This window comes from Pedobacter indicus (genome assembly GCF_003449035.1).
GTDB classification, from domain to species: Bacteria; Bacteroidota; Bacteroidia; order Sphingobacteriales; family Sphingobacteriaceae; genus Albibacterium; species Albibacterium indicum.
Genome location: NZ_QRGB01000001.1, coordinates 1,991,110 through 2,008,330, shown reverse-complemented (window position 1 = coordinate 2,008,330; position 17,221 = coordinate 1,991,110). Strand labels below are relative to the sequence as shown.

The window sequence follows — 17,221 nt, the reverse complement described above, 5'->3', positions numbered from 1 at the left end:
TGTTATCTAGAGATTAGTAATTATACGCTACGTGGAGAGAGTACAGGATAGCCCAGTTTTTCTATAAGCGAAGCGATCTTTTCTGGGTCGATTTTACCTTCCTTATATTCTACTTTTACTTTACTTGAGTTAAATAACACTTTGGCTGACTGTACTCCGTTTTCACGGTTAAGTACGCTTTCAATTTTGTTAATACACGATGGACAGGTTAATTCTTCCAACTGAAATTTAATCGTTTTCATTTCTATTCCTTTCTTTATACTTAAATAATTATCAATCAATCAATTAATTACAATACAAAGATAGGTCACTGCCCTAACCATTAGAAGGGCTGGGAGTAGGTAGAAATGGTATAAAAGTCGGAAAAGAGCTACTTACGGTAGTCTGAAGGGCTTATTCCTACGTGTTTTTTGAAAAACTTACCGAAGTGTGAAGGGTCAGAGAAATTGAGGTCAAAACTGATCTGCGCAATGCTTTGCTTTTGGTTTTGTAGGCGAACCTTGGCTTCGAGGACGAGCATATCATTGATCCATTCGCCGGCAGTTTTTCCACTGGCTTCTTTAATGAGGGTGGAGAAATACTTAGGTGTTAGATGTAGCTTATCAGCATAAAAGGATACTTGCCTTTCTTCAATAAAATGTTCGGCTAAAAGAGACTTGAACTGAGAAAGGACATGTAAATTTTTGTCAATATTTGAGCTGGGCTCATCGGGTTGACTTTTATAAATGCTGTCTAGTTCGTTGATGACGATGTAGATTAAACTGCGGATGATGTCAGATGCGTGAGTCGTGGTTTCAAGTGTTTTCTCATGAATGAGGTTAAAATAGGTATCAAGCTTCTGATGTTGGTTTGTATCAAGCGGAAGAAATTGGTGTTCCGGGACTTCGAAAAAATCAAACTTATCCAGATAATTGATATCGACCTGCCCATGTAAGAAAAGTTCCTTTCGGAAGAAAAAAATCTTGGCTTCGTAGCCTTCGCCTAGATCAGTAAAGCGTCGAATGGCGGATGGAGCTATAGTAAAAATAGCAGGTGCATCGGCTTGATGAACAAAGAGGTCAGACTCTAACTGTAACTTCCCTTCGCGAAGCAAGCATATAGCATAGGCCGAGGTACGATGGAAATCTTTGGATGCACAGGCATCGTTCAGGTGCGACATGTGGTACCAATGGTTTTTATCAGTATCTTCTGCTTCCAGCTTGGTGTATTCTATATAAGGGATGGTTTTCACGCAGCAATAATATTATATTAGTTACTAGATAATTGGATTTTTTGAGTATTCTTCCCAAAGTTGATCGACCGTACTGCCAGTTCGCTTTACCCAGAAGTCTTCATCATATTTTCCTTCCCGCAAGGCATGGTCTAGCTTTTTAACAAATTTCTTATCGTGATGAGTTACGACCCAATGCAGGAATCGGGCAGTGATGCGATAGGAGTTTTCGTAACTTTGCTTTTCGTTGAACTCCGTTAGGCTCCAATTAGTTTCTTCATTCGCAACACCATACTTGAAACGCACATAATCAGCCACGCCTTCTGTTAACCAACCAGGACCAGCGCGATGAGGATAACTCTGAATAACGTGCATAACCTCGTGTGTGACAACATCGATGTCGGACGGATTCTTGACAAACCACTCTGGATTATAACGGATCACTCCACCTGAAGTAGCTGCTACGCCTTTATATTCAGGATCGATGACAAAGGTTACGCTTTTAAGTGTTGCGCGATTGAAATCTTTTGCTAATTGTGGATAGGTGATAAAATAAGTATCAATGAGACGCTTTTTAATGTCTTGATTGAAGTCGGGGTCTTTGTTGATCCAAATTAAAGTATAGCCTCCCTTTGTGATGCTATCTATTTCTGCAGCTACATTCCGGTCTTTGTCAGTATTTCGCCAATCTCGTTGCGCCGAAGCGTTGTCAAAGAAAAGTAACATACTGAAGCAAAGTACAATGGATAAAAATATCTTTTTCATAATTGATGTCTTAGTATCATCGAAATTAAGAAAAACATTTTAGCTGATGCTTAAACTGTATTTTTTTTTGACGCTTTATAGAAATCAACGCACTAATTCCCGCTTTTCATATTCAATATCCCATTGGAATTCCTTATTGTAAAGTGTGGTGACTGTAATGGTGGTGATAAGCCCCTCTTCATTGCGTTGGTTTTCCATGGATATCGTCGAACCTTCCTGCTCCCAACCAAGGAGTTCCTTATTGGACAGGGTAAGATCATAAACAAAAAGCTCGTCCCCAGGAAAAAAATATCGGGCCGGACTGAGCGTGAGGTGCGGGTGCACGCCTAGTTCCTCCCCGTACGAAAACACAATTCCTTCAGTAGGTAATTCCAAAAGCTGACCTTGGTCACCAACCTTGCAGATGACTTTGTCACGGATCGAATACGTACCGTTGGAAAATGTTACCGGAATTTCCTCCACCAACTCGTCCGTTTTCGGGTCATATTTCAGTATTTTGGTGATTGTTTTGTTCACGTACTCAAAACGGTAGTTTTCTTCGTCATTTAGACGATAATGGGACACTTGTCCCCCGTCGTTATATGCATACTGGATCGTATTAGCATCGATCGTCTGCTCGGTTATTCTGTTGTTACGATCGTACCGAAATTCTATCTTCATATACTCATCGTTCGGCTCCCTTACGGTGATCTTCTTTACAAAATATCCGATTTGGGGTTCGGGAAGGTTGTCATCCTTCTTATTGCAAGAAAAAGACAGGATACTTATCAGCATTAAGAATATTGCTTTCGTTAATAAATTTACGGTTTTCATATACACTATTAATTTTTCTTTTATTGACCCGGGAGAGCTTATTTGATATTAAATATTTTTTACGATAAACCTCAGTAGGGCGAGGTAGGAATGCAAAGATTGACATAAAAATTTGCACATGTACGTATTTAGTCATGACAAAGAGTCTACAACTATAGGCATTGTATATACAAAACGTATACGGGTTTACATCAGTTAAGCTTAATGCTCCGAATTACGCCTAAACTGATGTAAATGTTAAGCACTCTCCCGAAGAAGATCGTACATCTGTTCTAAATAAAACTTTTAACATCCGAAATACCTTGTTCGTAAACAACCCATTTTTAACACGTTAACATACCGTTATGAACCCGTACAATTAGCCATTTGTACGGGTTGACAACGGGAGCACTACGGGTTCACAACGGGAATAAGTAAAACAAGGGCACTCCAAGTATGAGTGCTTTTCTCAAAAGAGGGCAGTCATAAAGAACGACTGAACAGAGGAAGAATTAATTTTTTAAGCTATATTCGGAAGCTACGAGATGGGCTTTAGTATTAAAAAAACATCTTGACTAATACCGTCGGGGGTAAACGCTACCAGCAGTAACGAAATATCAGAATGTCATTTGGAAGTAGGGATTGCGGATCCAAAAGCAGCTAATTTTTGAAAAAGATAAAACTTAGGTGTCGGGGGTACCGATTTGGTATTTGTGATTAAATATCACCCGAAAAAACAGCCATAGCCATCATGATTAATTTCATCCAGCAATAATTGCAGATTAGTACTCTCGGGTTTGGGATCATACGCCTCCCATTTACCGGATGCTCGCATCCAATAGAGTTTCCATATTTTAGAAGATTTCACAAAACGAAGCTTAGCAAATGGTAATTCTAGAATATTCGTTGGATCATTTCATTGAGGTCTGATCTCAAACAATACAGCAGTTTGCCCACCCCACGAGTAACCAAAATCCAATTGCTTACGTATCTCTTCTTCCTTCGGACGTTTAGCTTCTACAAAGCTTTTTAATTGCACTTCCACCATGGAAATGGGTTCTTTATTATCCGTCTTGTTCATATATTTAACATTTTTGGTTGGTTCTTGATTATGCAACTACTTTCCGATACAAAAAGTGCTTAACACTGATTATCAATATTTTATTTAAAAATAAATACAAATAAAATTCAATTTTGTAACATTTTATTGTCTGAGAAGTCGTCCTCTTTAGAATTACAGAGAATTATTTTTCAAGAAAATCAAATAAGGTTCTGAATACTCATCCCAGAGGAATGAATTTAATTCTGCGTTGAATTTTAAGGATTCTTTGTATAAATCTATGCTTAGGGAAGATGTACAATGAAATTGTTTATTTACTTCATATAAACCCTGCTTTGGTCTATGAAGAATGTTTGCTTCAATAAACATAGGTATTACACTATATAATCCAATTTCTGTGGCTCTATTACCTCCATATACATTGGATATACTTTTAGAAATCGTTTCAGTATTTACAATGTCTTGTACTGTTAAATATTTACCGAAAGTACGCAATACATCAAATGAAAAAGGAAATGATGCATTTAATAAAGCAATTAAAATTAAACTACGATCATCTTTTCTTTTTAAAACATTCAAAATTTCTTCTTTGTGCTGATCTAAATAAGGAACTAATGGGTTTTTTAAAATTATTTTATTGATAATACGTAATGACTTTTTAATTCTGTTCTCTCCTGTAAAATCAAGGTGTAATTGTTCTAAGATATATTGTTCATCATATTCCTCACTAAGATAACTCTGTAATGCAATATGCAAAGCATCTAAAGGTATACGCTGATTGATATCTACTGATTTACTCTTCATGATTTTTAATTTCTATAAATGGGATAAGCACTTCTAAAACATGTGCTCCTCCATGTGTTACTAAAGTGCCTTTGTTTGAAAAACTTAGATTGTTTTTAAAATAGAGTGCATTCTCTTCTGATGCCACAAAGTTTACCAGGTCTGGGTTATTATGAAATAGTTCATCTTTTAACCAAGTATCTGTGTATTCAATATGTCTCTCACTTCTACTTCCCGACTTATTGGTGCCTAATTTTTCTTTTCCTACTAACAACCTCCAAGATTTAGCTTCTATATTGCCGTGATCGGTTGTCATAAATACTTTAAAATTGTTTTTTATTAATAGCTCTATGTCAATAAATAGTGATGTTTTCTCTAACCAATTCATGGTCAAATCATATAAATCTTTATAATCATCGGAGCTGTGCATTTTATCATCTAACTCTTTATATACTACCGCAATTTTTGAATAGTTTAGGTTATTTTCAACCAAACTTTCACTATGAAAATAGGCGATTTGATGCTTAGGAATCCCCTTTGATATCCAATAATTCTCCCATAGTTTTTTTTCACTTGCTGGAGCTTGTTTATATTCAACGAATGGATTGGCTCCTCTAAATATTGCTTGTCTTGAAAGCTGTGTAATAGAAGGGATCCACGAATAAATGGTCTGCTCTGTAGCTTCTACGTTTAATCGTTCTTTAAGCAATAAATATTGCCAATATGCTAATCCATCCACGACTATCAATGCTATTTTAGCATTCAAATAATTAAATGCTAAATAGTCTAAAACTTTGGATACTATTTTAGGTTTCTTTACAGCGCTTGAATTTTTAATGTGCTTATAATTTACTTCTAATTCTGTTTGAAAAACTTCATTTACTTCTGTAATTAATTCAGCATAATTATTTAAAGTTCCCTTTTTGATGGCTCTTTTAATAAGTTCACCTAAATCACGTGCAATGATATTCCAATTAATGGGTACATCTGCTACCGTTTCTTTAATAATTTGAACTAATTGATTTTCCTGTTCGTCTTCATTTTCTGCATGACTTTCTGAACGTAATTTTTCAATTAATTTTATCGTATCCGCTTTATTTAATGGAATAATAATTTCGTGTTTGAAAATTTTATTCAATGCATTAATATCCAAATTCTTTATGGATGGCAGATGTAAAAAATGGAAATAATTATCCAAAGACCAATGGATCGCAGAAGAATTTACTGTAATATCTGGTAAAAAATCAGTATTATCATCACTGAGTAAAACACAATATTCTTCCTCATTTCTCAATTCATATTGGATGCGTAAGTCTAAATTTGTACCGATTACTACATCAATACCAAAATTCTTTAAAGCAGCAATGATATCTTTACGTTTTAAAAATCCATCTGAATTTTCAACCCGAAGTACTTTTGTATGATAAGATTTTAAATCTTTTGCTATTTGGTATATGAAACTATTCTCCATCTATACGTATTACCATCAATAATTTAGATCCAGGAATTACATTGCGATATTCTTTCATCTTTAACAACCAGTTGTTATGTTCTTGGTCTAATCGTTTTAGTTTAGATTCTTTAATGTTTTCAATTCCTATTTTCTCTATTCTTCTTTTTTGTACGTTGTATGCGTTTTCCTTATTTTTTAATTTTTTATCCAAATTTTCGATCAATTCCGCTTCTAATTGTTTGAAAGTTTCATATAACACTTCATTGACTTTCTCTTGGATATCTTGCCAATTCTCAGGATGTACTGTGGTTTGAAACGAAAAATTATCATTTAAACTCATCAATCTCGACCAAATATCATTGGCATAAGCAGTATATTGTTTGCCATTATCTGCAACAAAGCAACTGATGTAATCTAACTTTTGATCTAACTGATTTTTAGCACTTACTTGCCATAAACTCCAATATCCAGCAGTTTCATCTGATTCATTTGATTTTACAACAGGTATCCCTTTATCAATAGAAAATTCTGAAAGTTGATTTAATAAACTTTTTACGGTATCATGCTGTAAGGTAATATGTTCTACATCCGGATTATTTAAAGCTACTTCTGGATCAAAAGTAATTTTCTTCTTTTGTCCATTTTCTCCTAAAATAGCATACCCTAAAGTCGTTGTAGAATAGGACGTCCCTTTCATTTGCGCATAAGTGGTATATAAATTTTCTAACCAAATAGGCAATGGACTGTGTTTAACATCAGCTGCTTTTTTATACTCAATTTCTTCTTCTTGGACTAATGGTAAAATACCTTCTGTTGATTTAAAATCTTTTAGTTTGCTTTTAATTTCATTAATCCACTTATCACTTGCAAAATCAAATCGTTCTGGGTTTAATAAACTTTGTAAATACAATTGATTTACCTTTTTCATATCAATTGTTGAATCCAAAACATCCGAAGATTTGTCTATCCCAAATTGTTCTAAAATATTGGTAAGCTTTTCTTCAATTACCTCATAAACCCTTTGGTCTACACTGTTGTTGGTTAGTAAATTGAAGGCTTGTACAGGATGTTTTTGTCCGATACGGTCTACACGACCAATACGTTGTTCGATCATCATGGGATTCCAAGGTAAATCGTAATTGAAAATCACGTGGCAAAATTGCATGTTTAATGATTCCCCGGCAGCATCTGTGGCTATAAGTATTTGTTTATCTGCTTTAAAAGAAACCAGCGCGCGTTTACGTTCATCTAAATCTTGACCTCCGTTTATAAATGCCACTTGATATCCTTTTTTAGAGAAGATATCCACTAACATTTTTTGTGTCGTTCTAAATTCTGTAAACACCAAAATCTTGAGATTGGTGTCGTTTTTTTCCTGTTGTAAGGCTTCAAATTTCTTTATTAGCGCTTCTGCTTTGGCATCGATTTCTGTTGCCAAACATTCTTTTGCTTGAGCGATTAACTGTACTAAAATTGACTCTTCATCTTCTAAACCTTCCGATGCATTAAAATAAATTCCGTCAAAGTCTATCTCTAATAATTCTTCTTCAGTAGCCTTTTCATAATCCTCTGACCAATCGTCACCCACTTCCAATAGATTGTTTTGCAAGCGGTATAATCTCTTTTCCATTGCCGATAGAATGGCTAAAGTAGAACTGCTTACCAAACGTTGGAAAAGAATCATAATCAGTCCAGTTGCTTTATTCTTTGAACGTTTAGCAGTATTGAAACCTTTTATGACATATTGAGTTACCGCTTCGTACAATGCCATTTGTTTGGCATGTTTGTTTATATCCAGCCACACATCTAATTTGTAGGTAAATCGTTCGTTGAACAATTTGTTCCCTTCGTAATCGACGGCATTTCTTTTTTCTGTACGAATAACGTATTGTTCCAATTCTGATATCTCTGGTAAACCATCTCCGGCAAAAGCATCCGGGTCTAACAATTGTAATATACGTCGGAAATGATCTGCTTTTCCTCTATGCGGCGTGGCAGTTAATAACAAGACGTTTGGTACAGCATTACATAATTCTTGTGCCAAAACATATCTTGAAACTAACGCATTGGCTCCGCCCATTTTATGTGCTTCGTCTATAATTACCAAATCAAAATCAGCATTTAAAACACCATCCATACGGTAACGATTGTATTCGTCTATGCGCTCTTGTGTCCAGCCTTGTCTTCGGTCTAATGGTTTTAAGGCATCGGTAGAAACGATGACTTGATGGTGTTGACGCCAAAAATTAAACTCTTCATCGGCGTTGATGTTTGAAAAGGTACGCGCTAAAGAAGTAATCATTTCTGAATCGTAGATATGGAATACTTCATTAAAATGCTCTTTGAGCTCGGCTTGCCATTGCAGCATAGATGATTTGGGAACGATGACTAAAACCCGTTTGATTTCGCCTCTTAATTTTAGTTCCTTCAGGATTAGCCCCGTTTCTATGGTTTTTCCCATTCCCACTTCGTCTGCCAACATGAAACGATTTTGTTCGGCTTGCATTACTTTCTCTAACACTAAGATTTGATGTGGCAAAGGCACCAAACTGCTTTCGTATGGAGCGAGGATATTTTTCTTGGCGACTTCGTCTTTTACTTTAGCCGCCAAAGCCACATAGCGAATATGTGGTAGGTGGATGGTTTGCTCGTCTTGTTGAAGTTCTTGGAATGGAACTTCTATGAATGTATTATTTTCTAAAAGACGTATCCAGGCAATTTTATGCCCGAATACCTCCTTTGTTCCTATGAGTTCGCAGGGTTGGTTTTGATACAGCATCGTATAGTTTAGATTTTTGCAGAAGCAATATCATAGAATTGCAATAAGACTTCGTCTTCCATTAATAAGTTATTTGGAATACGATCGCCTACGTTTACAATTGTTTTAAAATCTTTGTCTTGGTAGCATTGTTTGAAACCTACACGTAGGGCTTCTACACGTACTTCTTTTAGCTTACCTTTTGGTTTTGCTGCTTCGGCTTTATAGTCTTCGAATATTTTTAATAAACGTTTGTTTCTTAGTTTTTCTAAATCGGCTTCGTTTTCTGCATCCGGCACATACCATTTCCCAGACTCGTCTTTTAAGAAGTTTTCTTCTAATATTTGGCGCATCTCTGGTAAAGTATCTCCTTTGCGCATGTTACCTGCTACTTCGCGCATCCATAATGGATGTAAGTCTTGTTCTGTTCTATGTTCTTTTTCCAATAATTGGCGTAACCAATAAACGGCATCTTGTTCTGAACCGACAAATAAACTCATTTGTATAAACTCTGGAACTTCTGCTTTCTTGCGCTCGTATTCTTCTACTTGCTCTTGGGTAAAGTACATGCCATCGCGCTCTACAAAACGCTCTTTTAAACCTTCTTGAAATTTACCTGCATCGATAGGCACAGGAAGTGAACGTTGTACATAAAAGGCAATTAAACGGTCCAATAAAATTTTAGCACTACGCTCTACTACTGCTGTAGTCGCATTTTCTTTCACTAAATGGATTGGTAAATGTGATAAATGCTCTTCTACAAAATCCCATACGCCCATTGGTGAATGTTGCGATTCTTGAAATTTGGTATCGAACTCAGAAGAAGGTTTATAACATGTAATGGCTAAATCTTGGCGAACAGCTGTTGCTGTAGTTATTGAACGAATACCACCTTGCTTTTTGTCTATACCTGCAACATTACTAATAACAAATCCTGCCGTTAATAGGGCATTTTGAATGCTATTCCATACTGCTGCAGAAGTATTTGAGAATTCAACCGTCATCCATTTCCCGGGTTTTAATACTCTATAATACTCATTAAAGCTTTCAGTCATTAATCTTTGGTAATCAAATGTATTTTTACCTTGAATTTTATTTTCAATAGCTTCTTTCTCATTTGATGTTAAAACCTTAAGCCACGATTCAGGTAAAATATTCAACTCTGAATACATGATATTTGCACCAAAAGGAGGATCAGTAAAAATATAATCTATTGAATTATTTTTAATTGTTGATTTTGTTGCTGAAGCAACCGATACTAAATTATTGTATCTATTTGATAGTTTCTGCAGAACAGTTTTATAACTTTTAATTTTATCACTGATTTGCTCTAATATGGATGTTTCAATTGGTAATGCTGGTATATAAAGAGTCCCCTTTAAATGACCTGCATTCCAACCACCTCCGCCAAAGAAGAAGTTTTTTACATGAATTCTGTTCATTTTTGTTGACCTATTGATCATTCCCGTTAAAATGAATTTAAACTTACTCGAGTATTTTGAACGATTTATATAATCATTTAAAATGGAAAGAGCAATCAAGTTTCTTTTAGTATAGAATAAATGAACAAAACTAATACCATGTGATCTAATAGGTTGATCAGTATTATAACCTTTTGGAATTTTATATGTTGGAGCCCAGGTTTTTAATTTATAATTTTCAATTTGATTAATTAATTCTAAATCATAATCATCTGGAGATTTTGTAAACCTCTTATTGTTATAACTGTAAACTATATATACTGGAACATTTTTGGCAATTTTAATTGTATCATTAACAATAGAATCGAACTTAGTTTCCCAAACTTTTTCTGATTTCTTTTGATTATTAACTGCATTACAATGGGGACAATTAAAATTATCTATTACTTTCTTCTCCTCAAAACTAAGTGCTTCGTTCCAGAAGACCAATTCTTTATTACAATCAACACATAAAAAAACATCACTCCAAACAATATAATTTATCGTACCAAGATCGTTATTAATATGCTTAGTTTTATAAAGCCATTGACAAGATGTTATCATGTCACTTTCTAATTTATCTAGAAAATGATTTGCCTCAATTAAATCTAAAGGTGAATTATAATTATAGCTAATCATTGAAGCATAAGGTGATAAATCAGAGCATATAGCTTTTCTCTGTCCCCAAATAACATTATTATTATCCTTTTCTATTTTAGCCTTGATATCTGATTCAGGATTTTCACACATTGCAGCAGCTACACCAGTCATCCCTGTACCTGCAAAACCATCATAGATGATATCACCAGGTTGAGTATAATGCATAATATAACGCATAATGGCGGGATGTGGCACTTTTGTATGATAAGTATGTGCAGTATATATAGGATTATTTTTCCCTTCACTTACATCCGCAGCATAGGGTTCAGTTACTTCAAAATTAGGCACACGTTTACCTTCTTTTTCTAATTGTTTTTTCTCCTCTTCCCATTCTGCAATAAAATCGTTGATCCAAGGATTGGGGCAAGCCGTATAAAATGGAGGATCGGATAGGTTGATGATGTCTTCCTCTTCCCCAATTGGGAAGCCATCTATCTCTTTTAGTTCTGGTAATTTTTTGCGTAACTCCTCACGGAAATACGAACGTCTTTCTTCATCGTTGGCAAATGTTTTACCTAAGACCGTTACTGGACCATTGGTATGTTGTTCTTCGTTTGAGAATAGTTCTTGGGTCATGTGTATGAATTTGGTTATTGGTTATTCGCTAACATCTTCATTGGAGAAACTACAGGAATGATGATGTTATGGATGCCATGGTTGGCTAATTTTTCGAAAAGAATACCTCTTGTAGTAGAAAGCGCAATGCCTAAAATGGTTGCAATAATGGTTGCAGAAAATTTAGGTAATCCTTTTTCGTTGATGGTATAAAAGTCTTCTAAATTTTCGATATGAAAATGATAATCCATGTCTAATTGCAATAATTGCTCTTCCGCATCATTTCGGAAAGAGCAATTCATGTCTAATTTTAGCCGTTTATCTTCTAAATTATGCATTAAACGATGTGCAATGTTCAGTTTATGATCGGCTGTATTTTTAAAAGCTTGCGTATTGATATTAAACTCACGAATTTCCAGGTGAAATAAGTGAATTTGATCCGCATCTATTTTTGGTTTATTTTCCATGTTACAGGGCAATTTCGTATGCTTGATCGGCGTAAGATTCGTGGTAATCGTTTACCTTTTGTGCATAATCTTCCGTACCTTTAATCGTACCCAAATACACGTATTCGTATTGTTTGATTGGCTCGGTATGTACTAAACAAATACCTAACGCTTGCTCCATTTTGATGATGCTTTTTAGTGTTAAGTTGTGCATGCCCGAAAGCCATTTTGACACTTCGGATGGTGTTTTATCCATTGCTTTTGCTAAGTCTTGGGATTTCCATCCTTTAGCTTCCATTGCAACACGTACTTTTTCGGTAATTGCTAAGTTTTTCTCAACGAACTTATCAATTTCTGGATCACCGTATTGGTCTAACCAATCTGTAATATTATGATTTGACTTTTTCATGCGCTCTGTTTTTTTATTAATCCCATTGAAGTAAAAAATCATCATCTACTTCTATTTCTGTATAATCATTAATCCAACGAATTTCTTTATTTTGAAATGCTTCGTCTATTAATTCAGTCAATTTATTTGCCATTTTAAAATGTAATCTGACATTCTCACATTCTTGAGGTGTTGCTGCCGTTTTAATGTCTCCATTAAAAAGAAAAACCACATATTCATTTGCTCTCAAGCAATATAACCTTAGATTATTCGGTTTATTTTCCTCTGTACCTGTTTCCTCATTGTATTCCACATAAACCGGTTCTTTATTTACACCTTGAGGAGGTAAAGCGGATGTATCGGCTGTTTCTGCTTCGTTTCTAAAATATTGTTCTTGAGCACCAATTTTATCACCAATGACTTTAATCCAAGCCAAAATGTGATTTAATTTTTCTTTATTTTCAACAGTATGTTTATCCACAAAAGCATCGAACAATGCATCACCATCATTCACAGCAACTGTATAATAAGTTACCTTACGATAGGTGTTAACCCAAAATATTTCTGCAAAGTTATTCACTTACAAGTTAATTAGCAAGTAAAATTCATTTTAAAGTGAATTTTACTTCATGATGATTCTGATTTTATCTCTCTCTTTCCCTTTTGCAAGACCATCCACATAAGCTTTGAACTTTTCGATGGCTTCATCTGGCGTTAATGGTTTTGTAAAAGAAGATTTTAATTCATCGTAACCGATTTCAACTTTTTCTAAACCTTTATGCAAATTGGTGATGGCATTGCGGATTCTTAACGCATTGGATTTTGAAAGTTGTACCGCACCTGATTTGAATTGGTTTAGAATCTCTTGTTCCGATTCATCCAATAAACTGATTTTCTTTTTCACCATCGGATCTTCTAAAATTTCCAATAGCGATTGATTCCATTGTTCAAGAATATCCGATAGTTCTTGTTTCAATTGCTTTACTGATGTCTCTTTAAAATTGATGTACTCATGCGGATTGAAATCATGGAAGGGGACATTCAGCACAGCTTCTTTATTAACTTTGGCATCTGCAACTTGCAATTTATTGATCTGCTCTATCCACTTCAGGTATGGAGAAGATGAAATATAATCTGCCTCTTTTAAGATTTGAACGATAGCATGTTCATCCGCATCTAAAATGGCTATTTTTTCGGTATGTTCTCTTTGACTGATTCTACATTTTAAATACTGCTCTAAATACCAATTGGCATACTTTTCTTTTAAAGTAGAAAGCTCTTGTTTGTATTGTACTAAAGTTGCTTTGTCATTTTCTTGAACAATCTGAGGCAATTTATTTAAATGCTCGTTTACTTCGTTCTTTAAACTTTCCTCTGTAATGTATTGCTTGGCTTGTTGTACATAAGATACTTCTTGATCCAAATCATTGATTTGATTTAATAACTTTTGTACCTCAAGGACTTTCTCCTTATAAGGCATTAAGCGTGCTATATCTTCTGTAGTAAAAGCAAAATTCTTCATTTTGGCTTCAGAAGTATAAGTCGCCAATTTGTCACAGAAACCACTGAATGCTGTAAAGTTTTGACGGTATTTAGAAGCTTGTTCTTGACTTATGATTTCAATACCTTTATATACATACCCATTCTGAATTTTACTTAATAAAGCAACGGTTTTTTTCGCTAATTCAGAAGATGCTTGTACTAAATGAGTGTACGTTGATGGATCACTTAAATGACCGCTTAAATCTCGTCCTACAATCCCAATGAACATTTCTTTAATTGCTGCAAGATTTAAACCTTTTGGTCTTTTTACGTGGGTAAAGCTCCAGAAATCTTCTTTTTGAATGCTTTTTAAATCGTTTAAATTTGTCGAGTTGATTACTTTGCCAGAATGTAATGTAATTTCTAATTCGCCTAAAGCTGCTAAAGTAGCTAAGACCACAAATTCTAATTCAGCTTCGATTTTAAAATCTTTTGAAAGCCATAAATCAACACTTTTATCAACATATTCGATGATTTCATCACGGTTTAAAACTTTATCGTCTCCTTTATCTTTTAATAACTTTACGATAGATTGAGCATAAGGCGAATGGCTATAATCTAAACGACCCGGCACCCATAAACCAAGACCTGCTAAAACACCTTCCCCATCTCTATTTAATTGTTCTGGATTGGCTATTTTAGTTAAAGCCTGCTTTATTAATTTATCGTAATTGTCTTTTGTTATTGGCGTATTTAATTGACTAAACTTAGGAAAGTTAGGTCTTTCATCGTTGAACCAAGGTTCAAATACAATAGAAGCCACCGTAGAAAAAATTTGCTCTTTAGAAGCACCTTGTCCTGGTAATGGAAAGCCATTAAGTGGTAACTCTTTTCCTTGATATTCTACTTGCGTAATTTGAACGAACTCTTGGTTAAAAATATCTCTCGCTTTTTTATTTAACTCATCAATTTTTTGACGATAAATCGGTTTTTGCGAACTATCTGCTCTTACTTCTAATGCTAAAGCTGCGCCATATAAAGTGATGTAGTCTTTGAATTCTTTCGAAATATTATCGAAAGTAAAATAGATTTCATCCTCTTCGTTATTTTTGATTTTTTTAGTATCATCAAAAATTGGCATAAAATACATATAGAAATGTTGGCGCGGATGTGTCGTTGATTTCTCATTTGGATTACCAAAGAAGATGTATCCTTCGCGATAGATTTTATGCGACTGCCATTCGATGGCATGAGACCAAATTTTAAACCCCGTTCTGTAGGTATCATAATCAAGTGGAAGGTTTACTTCTAAGAATTTAAAGAAGTATTCATCCTTTTGATTATCAGACATTGTCGCTGCATAATCTTTGATTTTCTGATCGAAATTTATTCCTCCTTCAATTCTTAGGTGAAATTCACCATTGTCATTATTTTTATCAAAATATTGACCAGAAGTTGCTGTAATGATTTGATTTGCAGCAGAATCAATAATATCGATTAGGAAATCTCTATCAAAAGCATTTTTATCTGTTAAGCATAAATCATCTACCAATAATTCAGTATTGGTACCGTTTTGTTTTTGTAATTCGTGCTGAATAATTTTAATGGCACAAGCATTGGTAATTCTTGTCGCAATATCTTTTTTAGAACTTCTAACCCCAGTGAAGTAGGTCTCGATTTTATCGTAAACTGTATCGGTTACTTCCTTCACTTTTCTGATATCTGGTTCAGACATCATTGATTGATCATTCGATATATCTTTCCAGTATTGATCATACGTTAATAAACCAGGATTATCTGATGGTATCTCTTGATCTAATAAATCTTTGAATTGATTGGATAATGTTTTTAAAATTTCACGTTGACTTTTACCAATTCTAATTTTTTCGAAATTTTCGAAATAACTTGGATGTACAGGGAACAAATCAATATAATGTTCTGTACGGGCATGCATATCCGTAAAGAATGGTAAAAATTTATCAAGATGTTTCTTAATCTTTTGTTTTTGATGTTCGTCTTTACGTAATAAACGATTTTTTACGATAAAAGACACATCATCTTTTGTAATCAAAATATCTTTGTATCGATCATTTACCTTTTGTAACATTTCAGATTGAAATTGAAACTCAGGAGAATGATAAATCATTTCTTGTACCCCGAAAATGAATTTAAATTTTGATTTATCACAAGCTTGCCCTAACGCTTGAAGAACCGCTAAGTCTTGATTTAGATCTTGAGAGCCAGAACGACCTTTAAGGTAGGCTAGCATTTCATCTATTACGATAAGAAGCCCTTTATTTGGATACTTCTCTTCGTATTCTGCCATCATCAACTGAAGCTTTTCTAAAAATGATTTAGCACCAAGACTCTCAAATGAAAATGGTACTCCTATCGACTCTAAATACTCTTCTAATTTGTATGTTACAATCTCCCATAAGGAAATCGTATGTCCTAATTCGAATCGTAGAACATTAAATTTACCTGCAATCTTTTTTAGTTCGTTTTTAGCTTTTTCGTCTTGTACCAATTCTACTAAGGATTCATCTTCAGCAATCAAAGAAACTAAAGACATGGTATGTGATTTACCGGTACCGTAGTTACCTACCACTTGTAAACCGAAACTTTCTTCTGTATATTCCAAGTCGAGATTACGTACCATTAAAGGAATTAGGATATCTTTGAAAGTAGATGAAAAAACAAATGTTTTTACAAGATTCTGCTGGTATACTGATTCATTAGTTCTGTTGAACTTAACAACTTCAGTTATGGGTTCAAAACTAATTAGTTCATTGTATTTCATATCACGATGTGGCTTATGTTATTTAAGTCTATTTTATGGTTATCATTTTTTGTTAAGAAGTAAAGTTGATTGGTATCAATCTCTCCTTCCCATTTTAAAATCAAGGTATTATTTTGAGAGTAATCTGATAAAAATTTTTCTACGTTAAATTTCAATTCAGGTTCAAGGAGTAATCCGATATTTTCAATTGCAATTGTTTCACCGAACTCCTTATGTTGAATTTTGTTTTTCACAATAACATCATCAAGTAATTGATTAATTCTGAAAACTATTTTACTCTTATCCGTATTACCTAATTCGTGTGCTAATAATTTTCCTATATTCATCCAATTTACCTTTTCCGTATCAAAAAAATCAGTACTTATAATCAGTCTGTTGCGTGGAATCAAATTAAGAAAACTAACTATTTTATCTTTACAGTCAATCATGGAAATTAATTGGAAATGTTAAAATTCAAATATTTGATTAAATAATATTATAAAGGCACATTAAATTAATGTAGTCTAAAATAATCATATTAAGGAATAGTAATCAATAAAAATCAATAATAATAACAAATTACAAATACGGGAAACCGTAATAAACCGTTTTTATTTACTAATAACTATC

Annotated in this window: 13 protein-coding genes and 1 pseudogene; all 14 read right to left on the bottom strand. The window is 34.1% G+C overall.

From position 1 onward, the window contains the following. Nucleotides 1–20: 20 nt before the first annotated feature. Complete coding sequence (locus D3P12_RS09050) at nucleotides 21–242, bottom strand: heavy-metal-associated domain-containing protein (protein WP_118197043.1); 222 nt, start codon at nucleotides 240–242, stop codon at nucleotides 21–23. A 128-nt stretch (nucleotides 243–370) separates the two neighbouring features. Continuing rightward, on the bottom strand, nucleotides 371–1,231 hold the full coding sequence (locus D3P12_RS09045) for a helix-turn-helix domain-containing protein (protein WP_118194794.1): 861 nt from the start codon (nucleotides 1,229–1,231) through the stop codon (nucleotides 371–373). Between the two features lie 24 nt (nucleotides 1,232–1,255). After that, complete coding sequence (locus D3P12_RS09040; RefSeq protein ID WP_118194792.1) at nucleotides 1,256–1,975, bottom strand: basic secretory protein-like protein; 720 nt, start codon at nucleotides 1,973–1,975, stop codon at nucleotides 1,256–1,258. An 84-nt stretch (nucleotides 1,976–2,059) separates the two neighbouring features. Continuing rightward, nucleotides 2,060–2,788: a hypothetical protein gene (locus tag D3P12_RS09035; protein WP_157970305.1), complete on the bottom strand. Its 729-nt coding sequence runs from the start codon at nucleotides 2,786–2,788 to the stop codon at nucleotides 2,060–2,062. A gap of 703 nt (nucleotides 2,789–3,491) precedes the next feature. Continuing rightward, nucleotides 3,492–3,815 (bottom strand): annotated as a pseudogene (locus tag D3P12_RS15850) (DUF3024 domain-containing protein). A gap of 186 nt (nucleotides 3,816–4,001) precedes the next feature. Next, entirely contained in the window at nucleotides 4,002–4,631 is a 630-nt protein-coding gene (locus D3P12_RS09025) for a hypothetical protein (RefSeq protein ID WP_118194788.1), read from the bottom strand. Then, the gene (locus D3P12_RS09020) at nucleotides 4,621–6,081 is read right to left on the bottom strand and encodes a PglZ domain-containing protein (RefSeq protein WP_118194786.1); all 1,461 of its coding nucleotides are present in this window, start codon (nucleotides 6,079–6,081) and stop codon (nucleotides 4,621–4,623) included. Before D3P12_RS09020 ends, D3P12_RS09025 begins: the two co-directional genes overlap by 11 nt. Then, nucleotides 6,071–8,842: a helicase-related protein gene (locus D3P12_RS09015; RefSeq protein ID WP_118194784.1), complete on the bottom strand. Its 2,772-nt coding sequence runs from the start codon at nucleotides 8,840–8,842 to the stop codon at nucleotides 6,071–6,073. The genes D3P12_RS09020 and D3P12_RS09015 overlap by 11 nt, the downstream gene beginning before the upstream one ends. Before the next feature lie 8 nt (nucleotides 8,843–8,850). Further along, the gene (locus D3P12_RS09010; protein WP_118194782.1) at nucleotides 8,851–11,517 is read right to left on the bottom strand and encodes a DNA methyltransferase; all 2,667 of its coding nucleotides are present in this window, start codon (nucleotides 11,515–11,517) and stop codon (nucleotides 8,851–8,853) included. A gap of 14 nt (nucleotides 11,518–11,531) precedes the next feature. Continuing rightward, entirely contained in the window at nucleotides 11,532–11,963 is a 432-nt protein-coding gene (locus D3P12_RS09005) for a hypothetical protein (protein WP_118194781.1), read from the bottom strand. A 1-nt stretch (nucleotide 11,964) separates the two neighbouring features. Further along, nucleotides 11,965–12,351, bottom strand: a complete 387-nt coding sequence (locus D3P12_RS09000; RefSeq protein WP_157970304.1) for a helix-turn-helix domain-containing protein — start codon at nucleotides 12,349–12,351, stop codon at nucleotides 11,965–11,967. Between the two features lie 16 nt (nucleotides 12,352–12,367). Next, nucleotides 12,368–12,910 (bottom strand): hypothetical protein, encoded by a 543-nt coding sequence (locus D3P12_RS08995; protein WP_118194778.1) that lies wholly within the window; start codon nucleotides 12,908–12,910, stop codon nucleotides 12,368–12,370. A 42-nt stretch (nucleotides 12,911–12,952) separates the two neighbouring features. After that, nucleotides 12,953–16,612 (bottom strand): DUF6079 family protein, encoded by a 3,660-nt coding sequence (locus D3P12_RS08990; RefSeq protein ID WP_118194776.1) that lies wholly within the window; start codon nucleotides 16,610–16,612, stop codon nucleotides 12,953–12,955. Continuing rightward, on the bottom strand, nucleotides 16,609–17,040 hold the full coding sequence (locus tag D3P12_RS08985) for a hypothetical protein (protein WP_118194774.1): 432 nt from the start codon (nucleotides 17,038–17,040) through the stop codon (nucleotides 16,609–16,611). Before D3P12_RS08985 ends, D3P12_RS08990 begins: the two co-directional genes overlap by 4 nt. Between the last annotated feature and the right edge of the window lie 181 nt (nucleotides 17,041–17,221).